The 15225-nt window shown below is 70.6% G+C and carries 17 protein-coding genes; all 17 read right to left on the reverse strand.

The features are described 5' to 3' along the window. Window position 1: 1 nt before the first annotated feature. The gene (locus tag IT072_RS11695; protein ID WP_223356765.1) at window positions 2–547 is read right to left on the reverse strand and encodes a PH-like domain-containing protein; all 546 of its coding nucleotides are present in this window, start codon (window positions 545–547) and stop codon (window positions 2–4) included. Beyond that, complete coding sequence (locus tag IT072_RS11700; protein ID WP_223356767.1) at window positions 540–1862, reverse strand: dihydroorotase; 1323 nt, start codon at window positions 1860–1862, stop codon at window positions 540–542. Before IT072_RS11700 ends, IT072_RS11695 begins: the two co-directional genes overlap by 8 nt. A gap of 7 nt (window positions 1863–1869) precedes the next feature. After that, window positions 1870–2820: an aspartate carbamoyltransferase catalytic subunit gene (locus IT072_RS11705; RefSeq protein ID WP_223356770.1), complete on the reverse strand. Its 951-nt coding sequence runs from the start codon at window positions 2818–2820 to the stop codon at window positions 1870–1872. After that, a complete protein-coding gene (gene pyrR, locus IT072_RS11710; RefSeq protein ID WP_223356773.1) occupies window positions 2817–3398 on the reverse strand; it encodes a bifunctional pyr operon transcriptional regulator/uracil phosphoribosyltransferase PyrR in 582 nt (193 codons plus the stop codon). Before pyrR ends, IT072_RS11705 begins: the two co-directional genes overlap by 4 nt. A 78-nt stretch (window positions 3399–3476) precedes the next feature. Beyond that, window positions 3477–4184, reverse strand: a complete 708-nt coding sequence (locus IT072_RS11715; protein ID WP_223356776.1) for a DsbA family protein — start codon at window positions 4182–4184, stop codon at window positions 3477–3479. 33 nt (window positions 4185–4217) lie between these two features. After that, entirely contained in the window at window positions 4218–4637 is a 420-nt protein-coding gene (nusB, locus tag IT072_RS11720; protein WP_223356779.1) for a transcription antitermination factor NusB, read from the reverse strand. After that, window positions 4637–5200 carry an elongation factor P gene (gene efp, locus IT072_RS11725; RefSeq protein WP_223356782.1) on the reverse strand — a complete coding sequence of 188 codons (564 nt, stop codon included), beginning with the start codon at window positions 5198–5200 and terminating at the stop codon, window positions 4637–4639. Before efp ends, nusB begins: the two co-directional genes overlap by 1 nt. A gap of 105 nt (window positions 5201–5305) precedes the next feature. Beyond that, on the reverse strand, window positions 5306–5743 hold the full coding sequence (locus IT072_RS11730; RefSeq protein ID WP_223356785.1) for a type II 3-dehydroquinate dehydratase: 438 nt from the start codon (window positions 5741–5743) through the stop codon (window positions 5306–5308). A gap of 54 nt (window positions 5744–5797) precedes the next feature. Then, window positions 5798–6883 (reverse strand): 3-dehydroquinate synthase, encoded by a 1086-nt coding sequence (gene aroB, locus IT072_RS11735; RefSeq protein WP_223356788.1) that lies wholly within the window; start codon window positions 6881–6883, stop codon window positions 5798–5800. Then, window positions 6880–7377, reverse strand: a complete 498-nt coding sequence (locus IT072_RS11740) for a shikimate kinase (RefSeq protein WP_223356791.1) — start codon at window positions 7375–7377, stop codon at window positions 6880–6882. Before IT072_RS11740 ends, aroB begins: the two co-directional genes overlap by 4 nt. Window positions 7378–7382: 5 nt before the next feature. Beyond that, the gene (gene aroC / locus IT072_RS11745; RefSeq protein WP_223356794.1) at window positions 7383–8591 is read right to left on the reverse strand and encodes a chorismate synthase; all 1209 of its coding nucleotides are present in this window, start codon (window positions 8589–8591) and stop codon (window positions 7383–7385) included. 50 nt (window positions 8592–8641) lie between these two features. Further along, complete coding sequence (locus IT072_RS11750; RefSeq protein ID WP_223356797.1) at window positions 8642–9859, reverse strand: shikimate dehydrogenase; 1218 nt, start codon at window positions 9857–9859, stop codon at window positions 8642–8644. After that, window positions 9852–11282, reverse strand: coding sequence for an endolytic transglycosylase MltG (gene mltG, locus IT072_RS11755; RefSeq protein ID WP_223356801.1), 1431 nt, complete (start codon window positions 11280–11282; stop codon window positions 9852–9854). The genes IT072_RS11750 and mltG overlap by 8 nt, the downstream gene beginning before the upstream one ends. 68 nt (window positions 11283–11350) lie before the next feature. Further along, a complete protein-coding gene (gene ruvX / locus IT072_RS11760; RefSeq protein ID WP_223356804.1) occupies window positions 11351–11818 on the reverse strand; it encodes a Holliday junction resolvase RuvX in 468 nt (155 codons plus the stop codon). A gap of 5 nt (window positions 11819–11823) precedes the next feature. Beyond that, the gene (alaS, locus tag IT072_RS11765) at window positions 11824–14481 is read right to left on the reverse strand and encodes an alanine--tRNA ligase (RefSeq protein ID WP_223356807.1); all 2658 of its coding nucleotides are present in this window, start codon (window positions 14479–14481) and stop codon (window positions 11824–11826) included. Between the two features lie 45 nt (window positions 14482–14526). Next, window positions 14527–14718, reverse strand: a complete 192-nt coding sequence (locus IT072_RS11770; RefSeq protein WP_223356811.1) for a hypothetical protein — start codon at window positions 14716–14718, stop codon at window positions 14527–14529. Between the two features lie 78 nt (window positions 14719–14796). Continuing rightward, entirely contained in the window at window positions 14797–15177 is a 381-nt protein-coding gene (locus tag IT072_RS11775) for a DUF948 domain-containing protein (protein WP_223356813.1), read from the reverse strand. Between the last annotated feature and the right edge of the window lie 48 nt (window positions 15178–15225).

Below are 15225 nucleotides of genomic sequence, written 5' to 3' on the forward strand. Positions count from 1 at the left end.
GTCACACCTCCTGATCTTCCGGGCCGTTTCCGCCCGTCGTGCTCCCCGTCGGCGTCGCGCCGGGGAGGATGTCTTCGATGGCCGCTGTCACCGTGTCGCGGCCGGCCGGGTCGACGACCCGGAAGTAGCTGTCGGCGGGGATCCCGCCGCTGGTCATCCATCCGAACCGGAGCAGGCCGTCCCGCTCCACCACCCGGTCGATGGTGAAGGTAGCCGCGCCGACGCCGGTGAGCGTCGAGGCCGGCACGAAGACGGGCTGCTCGCCCGCGACCCGGATCGCGACCCCCTCGGGCGAGACGCTCAGGGTCCCCTTCCCGCGGTAGGCCAGACCCGGGAGGGCGAGCCGCTCGAGCTGCTCCCCCGCCTTGGTGGTCGCGACGTAGAGCACATCGGCCGCGGCGGTCGGCGCACCGAGCTGGGCGGGGACCGGATGGCCGCCGCCCGCAGACGCGTCGCGCCGCACCCGTCGTCGCCAGCCCCAGAGCGCGAGCAGCAGGACGACGACCAGGACGACCGCGACGCCCACGGTGGGGAGGAGCTTATCCACGGGTGGCCTCCAGATCGACGACGGTGCCGTCGAGCACGGTCGCATAGCCCCGGTGGAACGTCGCGACGACGCGGCCGGGGAGGGTCATCGACAGGTACGGCGAGTTGACGCCCTTGCCTGCGAGGTCGCCGGTCGCGAACGAGCGCGACGCGGCCGGGTCGTAGAGGAACAGCTCGGCGGGGGCGCCGGCCTCGATCGGGGTGCCGTGCCCCGCGAGCCGGCCGATGCGCGCCGGGGCGCTCGAGAGCACCCGGGCGACGTCCGCCCAGCCGAGGAGTCCGTTGTCGACCACCGAGGCGTGGACGACCGAGAGCGCGGACTCCAGGCCGACCATGCCGAACGCGGCGGCGTCCCACTCGCAGTCCTTCGACTCGACGGGGTGCGGCGCGTGGTCGGTGGCGACGATGTCGATGGTGCCGTCCGCGAGGCCCGCGCGGAGCGCCTCCACGTCCTCGGCGCGACGCAGCGGCGGGTTGACCTTGTAGCGCGCGTCATAGCCCGACGCGAGCTCCTCGGTCAGCAGGAGGTGGTGCGGCGTGACCTCGGCCGTGACCTCGATGCCGCGCGCCTTCGCCCAGCGGATCACGTCGACGGACCCCGCGGTCGAGACGTGGCACACGTGCAGTCGCGAGCCGACGTGCTCGGCCAGGAGCACGTCGCGGGCGATGATCGACTCCTCGGCGACGGCGGGCCAGCCCGCCAGCCCGAGCTCGCCGGACAGGGCGCCCTCGTTCATCTGCGCGCCCACGGTGAGCCGGGGCTCCTGCGCGTGCTGCGCGATCACGCCGTCGAACGCCTTGACGTACTCCAGCGCACGCCGCATCAGGAGCGGGTCGGAGACGCACTTGCCGTCGTCGGAGAAGACACGGACCCGGGCGCGCGAGTCGGCCATCGCGCCGAGCTCGGCGAGACGCTCCCCCTCCAGGCCGACGGTCACCGCGCCGATCGGGCGGACCGTGACGTAGCCGGCGGCCTCTCCGAGGCTCAGCACCTGCTCCACGACGCCGGCGGTGTCGGCGACGGGCGACGTGTTCGCCATCGCGAACACCGCCGTGAAGCCTCCCGCGGCCGCGGCACGCGTGCCGGTCAGCACCGTCTCGCTCTGCTCGTAGCCCGGCTCGCGCAGGTGGGTGTGCAGATCCACGAGGCCCGGCAGCGCCAGGAGCCCGTCGGCGTCGATCCGCGACGCCCCCGCGGCGGAGAGCCCGGAGCCCACCTCCGCGATGCGGCCGTGGTCGATCAGGAGGTCGGCACGCGTGCCGTCGGCGAGCGTCGCGCCCGCGATCACATACTTCTCGGCCAGTTTCTCGTCCATCGTCGTCTTATGCCTCACGCTCGCCACCGGACAGCAGGAGGTAGAGAGCCGCCATCCGAACGGACACGCCGTTCGCCACCTGCTCCCGTACCGTGGAGCGGGGCGAGTCCGCCGCTGCGGCGGAGATCTCCAGCCCGCGGTTCATCGGGCCCGGGTGCATCACAATGCTATCGGTGCCGAGCCGCCCGAGCCGCTCATCGTCCAGCCCCCAGCGCCGCGTGTACTCGCGCGGGTTGGGGAAGAACGCCGCGTTCATGCGCTCGCCCTGGATGCGCAGCATCATCACGACGTCCGGATCCGCATCGATCGCGGCGTCCAGGTCGTATCCGATCGCGGCCGGCCAGCCGGACACGTCGACGGGCAGCAGGGTCGGCGGCGCGATCAAGGTCACCTGGGCTCCGAGCGTGCGCAGCAGCCAGACGTTGGACCGCGCGACGCGCGAGTGCAGGATGTCGCCGACGATCGTCACGGTCACGCCGTCGAGGTCGCGCCCGCGCGACGCCGCGCCGTGCAGCCTCCTGCGCATCGTGAACGCGTCCAGCAGCGCCTGCGTCGGGTGCTCGTGGGTGCCGTCCCCGGCGTTCACGATCCCCGCGTCGATCCAGCCGCTGGTCGCGAGGGTCTGCGGCGCGCCCGACGAGCCGTGTCGCACCACCACCGCGTCCGCGCCCATCGCCGCGAGGGTCTGCGCGGTGTCCTTCAGGCTCTCGCCCTTGGAGACGCTGGAGCCCTTCGCGGAGAAGTTGATGACGTCCGCGGAGAGACGTTTCGCCGCCGCCTCGAACGAGATGCGCGTGCGGGTGGAGTCCTCGAAGAAGAGGTTGACCACGGTCTTGCCGCGGAGGGTCGGGAGCTTCTTGACCTCCCGCTCCTGGACGTCCGCCATGTCCTCGGCCACATCGAGCAGCCGGATGGCATCCTCGCGAGGGAGGGTCTTGGTCGACAGCAGGTGCCTCATGCGCCGGCCTCCGCACCCGCGCCGGCATCGGCGTCCGGCGACTCGATGGTCACCGACTCCTCGCCGTCGACCCCCGACAGACGCACGAAGATGCGCTCCGAGGAGGCGGACGGGAGGTTCTTGCCGACGTAGTCCGCGCGGATCGGCAACTCGCGGTGGCCCCGGTCGACGAGCACGGCGAGCCGCACGGCGCGTGGCCGTCCGAGGTCATTGAGCGCGTCGAGCGCGGCGCGGATCGTGCGCCCCGAGAACAACACGTCGTCCACGAGAACGACGGTCTTGCCGTCGATTGGGCCGGGCAGCGACGTGGGCTGCGGCGTGCGGATCGGGTTGCGGGCGAGGTCGTCGCGGTACATCGTCACGTCGAGGGCGCCGACGATGTCGGCGGGCGACGCCACGGACTGCGGCTCGATGCGCTGGATGGTCTCGGCGATCCGCCGGGCCAGCTCGACGCCGCGCGTCGGGATGCCCAGGATCACCAGGTCGTTCGTTCCCCGGTTCGACTCGAGGATCTCGTGGGAGATCCGGGTCAGTGCCCGGGCGATGTCAGCCTGCTGCAGCACGGTGCGCGCTGTCATGCCGACCTCCTTCCCCGCCTCACAGGACGGCTCTTAAAGGATGTCTGTCGAGAGCCGAGCATAGCAGCCCGGCCCTGGTCACTTGTCGTTCAGGAAGGTGCGGAACGCGTCGGTGTCGCTGATGCTGCCGGTGAACTGCTTCCCATCGACGAGGACCGTCGGGGTCCCCTCGATCTTGTCGAGCACCTTCTTCCCGTCCACCTCGATCGGCCCGGTCTGCGAATGCGCGGTGTTGGCCTGCGCCCACGCCTGGTATGGGCCACTGCGATCGAGACAGCCGGAGATGTCCGCGATGCCGAGATCCGTCGCCCGCTTGGCGAGCTCCTTGTCGGTCAGGCCGTCGGAGTTCTCCTCCGGCTGGTCGGTGAAGAGCGCCTGATAGTACTCGAGCACATGCGACGGGTCGTGGACACCGACGCAGGTCAGCGCCGCGGCCGCGCGCGTCGAGTACCCGGTGCCGTTCGACAGGCGGTCGAGGAATGTCAGCGGGTGCAGCCGCAGCGTGATCGAACCGTCCTTGACGGCCGCGTCGAGCGTGTCGCCGTTGGCCTTCTCGAACGCACCGCACACCGGGCACATCGCGTCGAACCAGATGTCGACCTTCTTCGATCCGGTGCCGGCCGAGATGTAGCGCCCGTCGAAATTGACGGCGCCGTCGACGCCCGTCGGCGGCGTGTCCGTCGCGACCGGCGCCGAGGTGTCGGCGAACATCGAGCAGGCCGAAGCGCCGAGCGCGAGGGCTGCGGCGACAACGGTGGCGGCGAGGATGCGGCGGGTGCGCTTCACGTCGTCCCTTCGGTTGGTGGATCTGAGCGGTGCCTAGGCGGTCTTGTTGCTCTGGGCGATCTTGGCGAGCAGCCCGTTCACGAACCCGGCGGAGTCGTCGGTCGAGAGCACGGTGGCGGCCTCCACCGCCTCCGAGATCGCGACGCCCTCCGGGATCGTGTCGTTGAAGAGCAGCTCCCACACGCCGATTCGGAGGATGGCGCGGTCGACGGCGGGCATGCGGGCGAGGGTCCAGCCCTGCGCGTACGTCTCGATCTGCTCGTCGATCTCGTCCTGGTGGTCGACGACGCCGTCCACGATCTCGCGCGCGTACAGCCAGGAGGCCTCACGGGCGGGCTCGTTCGCGGCGCGCTCCGCCTCCGTGGCGAGGGCCTGGCGGAGCGGCGTCTGACGCAGGTCGGCGCTGTAGAGCAGGTCGAGGGCGCGCTTGCGTGCCTTGGTCCGGGCGCTCACTAGTCGTTGACGCGGCCGAGGTAGTCGCCCGTGCGGGTGTCGACCTTGACCTTGGTTCCGGTCTCGAGGAAGAGCGGGACCTGGATCTGGTAGCCGGTCTCGACGGTGGCGGGCTTGGTGCCGCCCGTCGAACGGTCGCCCTGCAGGCCGGGCTCGGTGTAGGTGATCTCGAGGACGACGGAGGCGGGCAGCTCGACGTAGAGCGGCGATCCCTCGTGCAGCGCCACGGTCACGTTCTGGTTCTCGAGCATGAAGTTGGCGGCGTCGCCGACGATCGGGCCCGGAATGGTGATCTGGTCGTAGTCGCTGGTGTCCATGAAGACGAAGTCGGCGCCGTCCTGGTACAGGTACTGGTAGTCGCGGCGGTCGACGTTGGTGATGTCGATCTTGGCGCCGGCGTTGTACGTGCGGTCGACCGTCTTGCCGGTCGTGACGTTCTTGAGCTTCGTGCGGACGAACGCGCCACCCTTGCCCGGCTTCACGTGCTGGAACTCGATCACGCTCCAGAGCTGTCCGTCGATGTTGAGGACGATGCCGTTCTTGATGTCAGCGGTCGATGCCATGCGCGAGATCCATTCAGTTTGCGAAAGAGTTCCGGGTGGGATCCGCGGGCGTCAGCGGTCCACATCGCCGCGCGCGATGCGGCGGCCCGCAGAAGATTCTAGACGTCAGAGGGCGTTTCGGCGAATGTACGCCAGCGCGAGGCGGTACGACTCGAAGCCGAATCCGGCGATCACGCCGGTCGCGACGGCCGAGATCACACTCGTGTGGCGGAACTCCTCGCGCGCGTGCGGGTTCGACAGATGCACCTCGACCACGGTGCCGCCCGCCTTTGTCACCAGCGACACCGCGTCGCGCAGGGCGAACGAGTAGTGGGTCCAGGCCCCGGCGTTCAGGATGACCGGTGCGCCCGTGTCCGCCGCCTCGTGCAGCCAGCCGAGCAGGTCGCCCTCCGCGTCTGTCTGGCGGAGGTCGATCGTCGTCTCCGGCGCGTCGTCGCGCAGCAGGCGCGCCAGGTCGTCGAGGGTGCCGGACCCGTAGACGTCGGGCTCGCGGGTGCCGAGGCGGCCGAGATTGGGGCCGTTCAGGACGAGGACGCTGCTCATGCCGCTCACCCTACCGGGGCTCGGCGGCGGTCGACGGACGGACGCGCGCCGTCATCAGGAGGCGATCTCCTGGTAGGCCGCGAACAGCAGGCTCTGGTCGGGGCCCGCGAGCACCGTCGGGCGCCCGATGTCGTCGAGCACGATGAAGCGGAGCAGGCTCCCGCGCGCCTTCTTGTCGCGCTGCATGGTGGCGAGCAGGGTCTGCCACCGGCCGAGCGGGTAGGTCGTCGGCAGCGTGAGGGACTCGAGGATGCGGCGGTGGCGGTCCACCGCCTCGTCGGAGAGGCGCCCGCTCAGGCGTCCGAGTTCCGCTGCGTAGACCATGCCGACGGCGACCGCGGCGCCATGACGCCACTGGTAGCGCTCGGCGTGCTCGATCGCGTGCCCGAGCGTGTGGCCGTAGTTGAGGATCTCGCGCAGCCCCTGCTCGGTGAAGTCCTCCCCCACCACCCGTGCCTTGATGCCGATCGACAGCTCGACCAGCCGGCGGAACTCCGGCGACCGCGGATCCGTGGCCACGTCGACATCGCGCTCGATGATGTCCAGGATCTCCGGCTCGGCGATGAAGCCGTACTTCACGACCTCCCCGAAGCCCGCGAGGATCTCGTTGCGCCCGAGCGAGGTGAGCGTGTCGAGGTCGCACACGACGGCCGCGGGCGCATAGAACGCGCCGACCAGGTTCTTGCCCTCCGCGGTGTTGATGCCGGTCTTGCCGCCGACCGCCGCATCCACCATTCCGAGCAGCGTCGTCGGCACCTGCACGAGCTTCACGCCGCGCAGCCAGGTCGCCGCGGCGAAGCCGGCGAGGTCGGTGACCGCGCCGCCGCCGAAGCCCACCACCGCGTCCGAGCGCGTGAAGTCGGCCTGGCCCATGATCTGCCAGAGGAACGAGGCGACCTCGACGCGCTTGGCGGCCTCGGCGTCGGGCACCTCCGCGAGGAGCACTTCGTACCGGCCGAGCAACGACTCGCGCAGCTCCGCGGCGGCAGCGCCCAGCGTCGGCGGGTGCACGAGCAGCACCTTGTTGACGGAGGACCCGAGGTGGTCGGCCAGATCGAAGCGCAGACCACGGCCGACCACCACGGGGTACTGGTCCACCCCCGCGACGAGGATCTCGGTGGGGGCTTCGGCGTCGGTCATCGGTGTCCTTCCTCCTGCTCGACCCACTCGGCGATCTCTTCCACGATGGTGTCGATCGGGCGGGACGAGGTGTCCGCGGTGTAGTCCGCGAGCGATGCGTACAGTTCGGCGCGCTCGGCGACGAGGCGCTTCCACGACTCGATGTCGGTGATGAGCGGTCGCTTGCCTCCGGTGATCCGTTGCGCGATCGCCTCGGGCTGGACGGTGAGCAGCACCACGCGGCGCCCCGCGAGATCGGCGCGCGTCTCGAGGTCGAGCACGGCGCCGCCACCCAGAGAGACGACGCCGCCTTCGGCGAGTGCGGAGACGACGGCAGCACGCTCGAGGGCGCGGAAATGGGATTCGCCGTGATCGGCGAAGATCTCGGAGATGGCGCCGTGCTCGGCGACCACGCGCGCGTCGGTGTCGACGAAGGCGAGGCCGAGCCTCTTGGCCAGGCGCTTGCCCAGCCGGGTCTTCCCCGCCGCCGGCGGGCCGATCAGGACGACCGTCACGGCACTCAGGCCGAGGGCGCGCCGACGCGCTCGGTCGCCAGGTTCTGGGGAATGGCGTCCAGGTACCCGCGCAGATTCCGAGCGGTCTCCGGGAGGGAGTCTCCTCCGAACTTCTCCAGGACCGAGTTCGCGAGCACGAGGGCGACCATCGCCTCCGCCACCACGCCGGCGGCGGGGACGGCGCAGACGTCGGACCGCTGGTGGTGCGCTGCGGCCTCCTCGCTGGTTGCGATGTCGACGGTGCGCAGAGCGTGCGGGACGGTCGCGATCGGCTTCATGCCCGCGCGAACGCGCAGGATGGTACCGGTGCTCATACCGCCCTCCGTGCCGCCCGCCTTGTCGCTGGTCCGAGCGATGGCGCCGTCCTGGGCGACCAGCTCGTCATGCGCCTCCGATCCCCGGCGCGTCGTGGTGAGGAAGCCATCGCCGACCTCCACGCCCTTGATCGCCTGGATGCCCATGAGTGCGGCCGCCAGCTGCCCGTCGAGGCGACGGTCCCAGTGGACGTGCGAACCGAGGCCCGGTGGGACGCCGTAGGCGAGCACCTCGACGACGCCTCCGAGCGTGTCGCCGTCCTTGTGCGCGGCGTCGACCTCGGCGACCATCCGCTCGGAGGTGGCGGGGTCGAAGCAACGCAGCGGGTCGGCGTCCAGCGCATCGACATCGGCGGGAGTCGGGAGCGCGGAGCCCTCCGGCACGCGGACCGGTCCGATCGAGAGCGTGTGGCTGACGAGCGTGATCCCCAGCTCGGCCAGGAAGGACCGGGCGACGGCGCCGAGTGCGACGCGCGCGGCCGTCTCGCGGGCGCTCGCGCGCTCCAGCACGGGCCGCGCCTCGTCGAAGCCGTACTTCTGCATGCCGACGAGATCGGCGTGGCCGGGGCGCGGCCGGGTGAGGGCGGCGCCTCGGCCACCCGCGAGCTTCTCGGGCTCGACGGGCGCCGCGCTCATCACGTCGACCCACTTCGGCCACTCGGTGTTGCCGATGCGCAGCGCGATCGGGCTGCCGAGACTGGACCCGTGGCGGACACCGCCGGAGATCTCGAGCGCGTCCTGCTCGAACTTCATGCGCGCGCCTCGGCCGTAGCCGAGCTTGCGGCGGGCCAGGTCGGCGCGGATGGCGTCGAGCGAGACCGGGACCCCGGCGGGGAGGCCCTCCAGGACGGCGATGAGTTCGGGGCCGTGGGATTCCCCGGCCGTGAGCCAACGAAGCATGCTTCGATTCTGGCACAGCGGCCGGAGCCGTCCGCGCCCTGTGACGTCGCTCAGGCGTCGAACGGGACGCCGGCCGCGTCGATTCCGACCGCGTCGAGCATGGCCGCGAGCACGGCCTCCTCATCGGCCAGCGGCTCGAGCGGATCCCCCGACACGAAGATGCGCACCTGCAGGAGCGCCTGGTGGGCGAGCATCGACAGCCCGGACACGACGGTGCCGCCGACCTTCGCCCAGCTGCGCGCGAGGTCGCTCGGCCACGGCTCGTAGGCGACATCGAGCAGCACCGCGCGGCGCCGGGTCGAGTCGGTGTAGATCGCGTCGACCCTCGCCCCGCCCGGGAGCGTGCTGATGACGACTTCGGGGACGTCGAGCGACCGGTCCGCCTGAGGCAGCGAGCGGAGGCGGACCATGAGGCCGAGGTCGTGGGCGAGAGGCTCGAGCCAGACGCTGCGGGTCAGGTCGCGCACGTGCACGTCCGCTCGCTCGGCGCCGAGCTCCGCCGCGGCCACCAGCGCGGACGCCGCGGTCGCTCCCCCGCCCAGGATGTGCACGTACCGGGCCTCCGTCACGCCCGCTCCCGCGAGCGCACGGACGATCCCGGCCACGTCGGTGTTGAAACCGCGTACCGCTTCGCCGTCGAAGAGGACGGTGTTGGCGGCACCGGTCTGCTCCGCGACCCGGTCGACCTCTGTGAGCAGCGGGAGGACGGCCTTCTTCAGCGGCATCGTCAGCGACAGTCCGCGCCACTCCGAGCCGAGTCCGTCGATGAAGCCCGCCAACGACTCCTCGGTGACCTCGACCGGCTCGTAGGACCAGTCGAGCCCGAGCACACCGTAGGCGGCCTTCTGCAGAGCGGGTGACTGGGAGTGCGCGATCGGCGATCCGAGCACGGCGAGCGACAGCCGGCCGGGCGTCGGTTCCACGGGCGGGCGCTTCACCGCGGCGACCTTCGCCGGGGCGGGCTTCGCGGGTGCCGTGGCCGGCGGCGCGGGGATTGGGTCCTCGACGGCGCCCGGCTCCTCGGCGGCGCCGGGCTCGTCGTCGGCCGACTTTCCGGCCTCGTCTTCCGGCTCCTCGCGCTCCTCCGCCTCCTCGGCGTCGGCGACGGCGGCCTCCTCGGCCTCCGCCGCGCGCTCCGCCTCCACCAGCTTCGCGATCGACGCTTCGGCGTCGGCCTCCGAGACGCCGTCCTCGATGGACGCGGCATCGGCTTGCGGGGTCGCCGCCTCCGTGTCGGTCTCGGGTGGAGTCGTGCTGGCGTCACTCATAGCCGGGGTTGTCCTTCATCCATTGCTGCCACTTGGCCACCGCGGCCTCGTGCTCGGCCTCCGTTGTCGAGAAGATCGTCTCGCCGGTCTCCAGGTTCCAGGTCACGAAGAACATCCACGGCCCGTCGGCCGGGTGCACGACGGCGTCGATCGCCAGGTCGCCCGGGTTCGAGATCGGACCGACCGGGAGCCCCGGGTGCACGTAGGTGTTGTAGGGGTTGCTGGCGTCCGCCCGCTCGGCGTCGGTCGTCTCGACGCGGTGGGTGTTCCCGGTCCCGTACGCGACCGTCGCGTCGGACTGCAGGTCCCAGCCCTGCGCGATCCGGTTCAGGAAGACCCGGGCGACCTTGGGGTAGTCGTCCTTGTGGCCCGCCTCCCGCTGCACGATCGAGGCCAGGACGACGGTGTTCCATCGGTTCTCCGGCGTCACACCGGCGGCGTCGAGCGACTGGAACATCCGGTCGACCATGGTCTTGATCGCATCGTGCGCCGTCGTCCCCGGCGTGAACGTGTACGTCGCGGGGAAGAGGAAGCCCTCCAGCGTCTTCGCCTCGGCGGGCAGTCCGTAGTCGGCCGGGTTGGCCGCCGCCGCCTTCAGGTCGGCGAGGGGGATCTTCGTCGCGTCGGCGACGGTCTGGAGCACGTCGACCTCGGCCGTTCCCTCCGGGATGACGGCGGTGTTCTCGACGCGGTTCGCCGGGTCCTGCAAGGCGATCAGCGCCGCGTTGGCGCTCATCTGCTTCTTGAGCTTGAACGCGCCGGGCTGGAACTCGGGCTCCGGCTTCTGCCGCAGCAGGAGCGTGTAGAACGCGTCGTACGATTTGGTGACACCGGCCTTGTGGAGGTTCGTGGCGATGTCCGAGCCCGTGTCTCCGGAGACGATGGTGAACATCACTTCGCCGGTGCCGTCGCCGGGATAGTCGTCGTCCTTCGGGGTGAGGGCGTTGACGAGCTGGGCGACCTGCGGCTGGAAGATCGCGTACGCCGCACCCGCCATCCCGCCGAGCACCGCGAGGATGACGACGATCACGATCAACGGTTTGACCCATCGGCGTTTGCGCTTCGGCTCGGCGTGCGAGAGGTAGTTCTGCTGTCGCCAGGCGAGCGGGGACTCGCCGGTCGGCGGGCCTCCGCCTCCGGCGGGCTCGTCCTCGAGGGTGCCGAAGAGGGCGCGGGCCGGGTGATCGGCCGAGAGGTCGTCCGCCCCGTGACGGACCGCTGCGCCGACGGGTTCCGGTTCGGGCTGCTCGACTCGCGCGATCGGGCCGGTGATCACGGCATCGAAATCGAGACGGTCGAGCGCCTCGCGCTGTTCGGCCGACGGGGACGACGCGGCGGGAGCGGCCACGTCGCCCTGCGGTCCGGGCTGCACGGTCTGATCCCCAGCGGCCTCCCGAGCGGCCCGCGCTTCGCGACGGGTCATGGGCTGCTGCCGGTTGACGGCAGGGAACACAGGGGGTTCCGGCCGCTCCTCGGGGTTCTTCGACAAACTCAGGGTCCAATGCTCGTTTCGACGGGTTGGCCCGGCGGACGACCGGAGGCGCGCTCCGCGTCGAGGGCGTGCTGCAAAATTATCGTGGCGGCCACCTGATCCACCACCGGACGCGCGCTTTTCGAATTCTTGCCGGACGCGCGCAAGGCCGAGTGGGCCGACACGGTCGACAGCCGCTCGTCGACGAGACGGACGGGGACGTCCAGCTCGGCGTCCAGCGCCTCCGCGAACGCCACCGCGTCCGCAGTGGACGGGGTGTGCGCGCCCGAGAGCGCCAACGGCAACCCGACGATAATCTCGAAAACTCCGAGTTCGGTCACAATCTCGCCGATTCTCCGCCGATCCGCAGTGTCCTCGGAGCGCGCGACCGTCTCGACCGGCGTCGCGATCATCCCGTGCGGATCGGAGCGGCTGACGCCGATCCGCACTTTGCCGACATCGATCCCGAGCCGGACACCGGTTCGCATAGGGGTCAGCCGATCGCCGCGACGACCGCGTTCAGTGCCGCGGGGATGGCCGCCGCGTCCGTGCCGCCGCCCTGTGCGAGGTCGGCCTTGCCGCCGCCGCCGCCGCCGAGCACGCCCGCGGCGGTCTTCGCCAGCGCACCGGCGTTCGCGCCGGCGTCGCGCGCCGCCTGGTTGGTGGCGACGATCACGACCGGCTTGCCGCCGGCCTGCGCCGCCAGGGCGACCACCGCGGGATCCGAGCCGAGCCGCTCGCGCACCGTGGTGACGAGCAAGCGGAGGTCGTCGGCCGAGTTGAGCGAGCCCGCGTCCTGCGCGACAACGGTGAACGCACCGCGGCGGGCCGCCGTCTCGATCAGCGCCGGGACCTTGTCGAGCACCGCGCGCGCCTCGAACGCCTGGATGCGCTTCTCGGCCGCCTTGAGGCTGGCCAGGAGGTCGGCGATCTTCTCGGGGAGCTGCTCGCGCGGCGTCTTCAGGCTGCCGGAGAGCTGCGAGACGATCGTGCGCTCGACGGCGAGGTCGCGGAACGCCTCCAGACCGACGAGGGACTCCACGCGACGGTTCGTCGAACCGACCGAGGACTCGCTGACCAGGTTGATCATCCCGATCTCGGCGCTGCTCGCGACGTGAGTGCCCGCGCACAGCTCACGCGACCACGGGCCGCCGATGTCGACGACGCGCACCACGTCGCCGTACTTCTCGCCGAACAGGGCCATGGCTCCGAGAGCCTTCGCCTCATCGATCGGGAGCTCGCGCGTGGTGACCTCCAGGTTCTGCCGGATCGCGTTGTTCGAGATCTCCTCGATCTCGCTGCGCGTCTCGGCCGAGAGCGCCTGGTTCCACGAGAAGTCGAGGCGCAGGTAGCCGGCCTTGTTGTACGAGCCGGACTGGTGCGCGTTCGAGCCGAGGACCTGGCGCAGAGCGGCGTGGATGATGTGAGTGCCCGAGTGCGCCTGACGCGCACCACGGCGGTAGTCGTGGTCGACCAGGCTCGTCGCCGGCGCGCCGACGCCGACTTCGCCGCTGCGCACCAGGACCTTGTGGCTGATGAGGCCCTTCACCGGCTTCTGCACGTCGAGCACGTCGAGCTCGTAACCGGGGCCGACGATGGTGCCGGTGTCGGCGTCCTGACCACCGGACTCCGCGTAGAGAGCGGTCGCGCCGAGGATGATCTCGGCCACCTGCCCCTCCCGCGCCGCGTTCACGGACTGCCCGTCGACGATGAGGCCGAGCACGCTCGACTCCGTCTCGAGCTCGGTGTAGCCGGTGAAGACCGTCTCGCCCTGCGAACGGAAGGCGCTGTAGACCGACAGGTCGGCCAGAGCCGTCTTCTTCGCCTTGGCGTCGGCCTTCGCGCGGGCGCGCTGGTCCGCCATGAGCGTGTCGAACGCGGCGCGGTCGACACTGAGGCCCGCCTCCTCCGCCATCTCGAGCGTGAGGTCGATCGGGAAGCCGTAGGTGTCGTGCAGCAGGAACGCTGTGTCACCGGCGAGCTGCTCGCTGCCGGACGTGCGGGTCTTCGACACCGCGGTGTCGAGGATGCTCGTGCCCGCGGCGAGCGTGCGGAGGAAGGTCTCCTCCTCCGCGTACGCGAGCTGCGAGATGCGGTCGAACTCGATCGCGACCTCCGGATAGGCCGCCTTCATCGCGTCGCGCGACGCCGGGAACAGCTCGGGGAAAGTCGCGCCCTCGACGCCCAGCAGGCGCATCGCGCGGACGGTGCGGCGGAGAAGGCGGCGCAGCACGTAACCGCGGCCCTCGTTCGACGGGGTCACCCCGTCGGTCATGAGCATCAGTGCGCTGCGGACGTGGTCGGCGACGACGCGCAGCCGCACGTCGTCCTCGTGCGCCTCGTTGCCGTAGGGCTTGTTCGCGAGCTCGGCTGCACGGTCGAGCACCGGGCGCACCTGGTCGATCTCGTACATGTTGTCGACACCCTGCTTGATGAACGCGACGCGCTCCAGGCCCAGGCCGGTGTCGATGTTCTTCTTGGGCAGGTCGCCCAGGATCTCGAAGTCCTTCTTGCCGTCGCCCTCGCCGCGGAGGTACTGCATGAAGACCAGGTTCCAGATCTCGACGTAGCGGTCGTCGTCCGTCGCCGGACCGCCGTCGATGCCGTACGCGGGACCACGGTCGAAGAAGATCTCCGAGCAGGGCCCTGCCGGACCGGGCTGCCCGGTCGACCAGTAGTTGGTGTCCTTGCCGAGCCCCTGGATGCGCTCCGGCGGCAGCGTCGAGACGCGACCCCAGATCTCGCGCGCCTCCTCGTCCTCCTCGTACACCGTGACCCACAGGTCGTCGGGCGAGAAGCCCAGGCCGCCTTCGTCCTCGGACGTGGTCAGCAGGTCCCAGGCGAACTGGATCGCCTGCTCTTTGAAGTAGTCGCCGAACGAGAAGTTGCCGCACATCTGGAAGAACGTGCCGTGACGAGGGGTCTTGCCGACCTCCTCGATGTCGAGCGTGCGGATGCACTTCTGCACGCTCGTCGCGCGCGGGTACGGCGCAGGAACGACCCCGGTGAGGTACGGCACGAAGGGCACCATCCCGGCCACCGTGAAGAGCAGCGACGGGTCGTCGCTGACGAGGGAGGCGGAGGGGACGACGGTGTGGCCGCGTTTCGCGAAGAAGTCGAGCCAGCGGCGGTGGATTTCAGCGGTCTGCATGGGTTCCGGTCGTTCGAAGCTGCGGGAGGGAGGAGGGGGTGCCGGTCAGTCGCCGTCGATCGCCGAGCGGATCTCGGCCTCGCGCTGGCGGTAGCCGTCCGAGACGGCCTCGCCGAAGTCGCGCGCCTTCTGGTCGAGGGAGCTGAAGAATTCGCGCCCCTTCGGAGTCTCGTTGACCTTGTGGGCGACGACGAAGCCGATCCCGACTCCGACGAGGAGCCACAGGAAACTCTTCATTGCTGTTCTTCCCTCCGTGTCCGGTGCGCGAGCACACCTGAACGAGTCTACTGTCTGCCGGCGGGTACCGGGGTGGGGCTACCGCGACCGCGAAGAGCGGCCACGGGTGGTGCCACGCGTGGCCGCGAAGGCGGCCTTGACCGCGGCGCTGAACCCGGCGAGTCTGATCAGCGGTCCACCGACCGTCGCGGCGAACAGCGACACGAGCGCCGAGACGTTGCCCGTCACGTCGGCGACGTTCTTGGTGATCACGTCGACGCGCGCCAGCTGCTTGTTCGTCTCTCTGAGCGTCGTCGCCGTCTCGTCCAGGATCGGTGTGATGCCGTCGCTGGCCTCCTTGATGGAGTCCCGGGTCTGGTCGAGCACCCGCCCGAACTTCAGGAGCGGGACAGCGATGAAGCCGACGAGCACGGCGAACACGCCCGCCGCGATGAGTCCTGCGATGTCGCCACCAGACACGAGTCGTCCTTCCATTCCGCCACCGGCATACTCCCCCAGCGTAGCCCT

The organism is Leifsonia sp. ZF2019 (assembly GCF_019924635.1).
In the GTDB taxonomy this organism is placed as follows: Bacteria; Actinomycetota; Actinomycetes; order Actinomycetales; family Microbacteriaceae; genus Leifsonia.

Excerpts from the sequence above, each read along its gene's own strand:
- IT072_RS11700 (WP_223356767.1), bottom strand. The coding sequence starts at position 1,862 with ATGGACGAGAAACTGGCCGAGAAGTATGTGATCGCGGGCGCGACGCTC.
- IT072_RS11705 (WP_223356770.1), bottom strand. The coding sequence starts at position 2,820 with ATGAGGCACCTGCTGTCGACCAAGACCCTCCCTCGCGAGGATGCCATC.
- pyrR (WP_223356773.1), bottom strand. The coding sequence starts at position 3,398 with ATGACAGCGCGCACCGTGCTGCAGCAGGCTGACATCGCCCGGGCACTG.
- efp (WP_223356782.1), bottom strand. The coding sequence starts at position 5,200 with ATGGCATCGACCGCTGACATCAAGAACGGCATCGTCCTCAACATCGAC.
- IT072_RS11730 (WP_223356785.1), bottom strand. The coding sequence starts at position 5,743 with ATGAGCAGCGTCCTCGTCCTGAACGGCCCCAATCTCGGCCGCCTCGGC.
- aroB (WP_223356788.1), bottom strand. The coding sequence starts at position 6,883 with ATGACCGACGCCGAAGCCCCCACCGAGATCCTCGTCGCGGGGGTGGAC.
- aroC (WP_223356794.1), bottom strand. The coding sequence starts at position 8,591 with ATGCTTCGTTGGCTCACGGCCGGGGAATCCCACGGCCCCGAACTCATC.
- IT072_RS11750 (WP_223356797.1), bottom strand. The coding sequence starts at position 9,859 with ATGAGTGACGCCAGCACGACTCCACCCGAGACCGACACGGAGGCGGCG.
- mltG (WP_223356801.1), bottom strand. The coding sequence starts at position 11,282 with ATGACCCGTCGCGAAGCGCGGGCCGCTCGGGAGGCCGCTGGGGATCAG.
- ruvX (WP_223356804.1), bottom strand. The coding sequence starts at position 11,818 with ATGCGAACCGGTGTCCGGCTCGGGATCGATGTCGGCAAAGTGCGGATC.
- alaS (WP_223356807.1), bottom strand. The coding sequence starts at position 14,481 with ATGCAGACCGCTGAAATCCACCGCCGCTGGCTCGACTTCTTCGCGAAA.
- IT072_RS11770 (WP_223356811.1), bottom strand. The coding sequence starts at position 14,718 with ATGAAGAGTTTCCTGTGGCTCCTCGTCGGAGTCGGGATCGGCTTCGTC.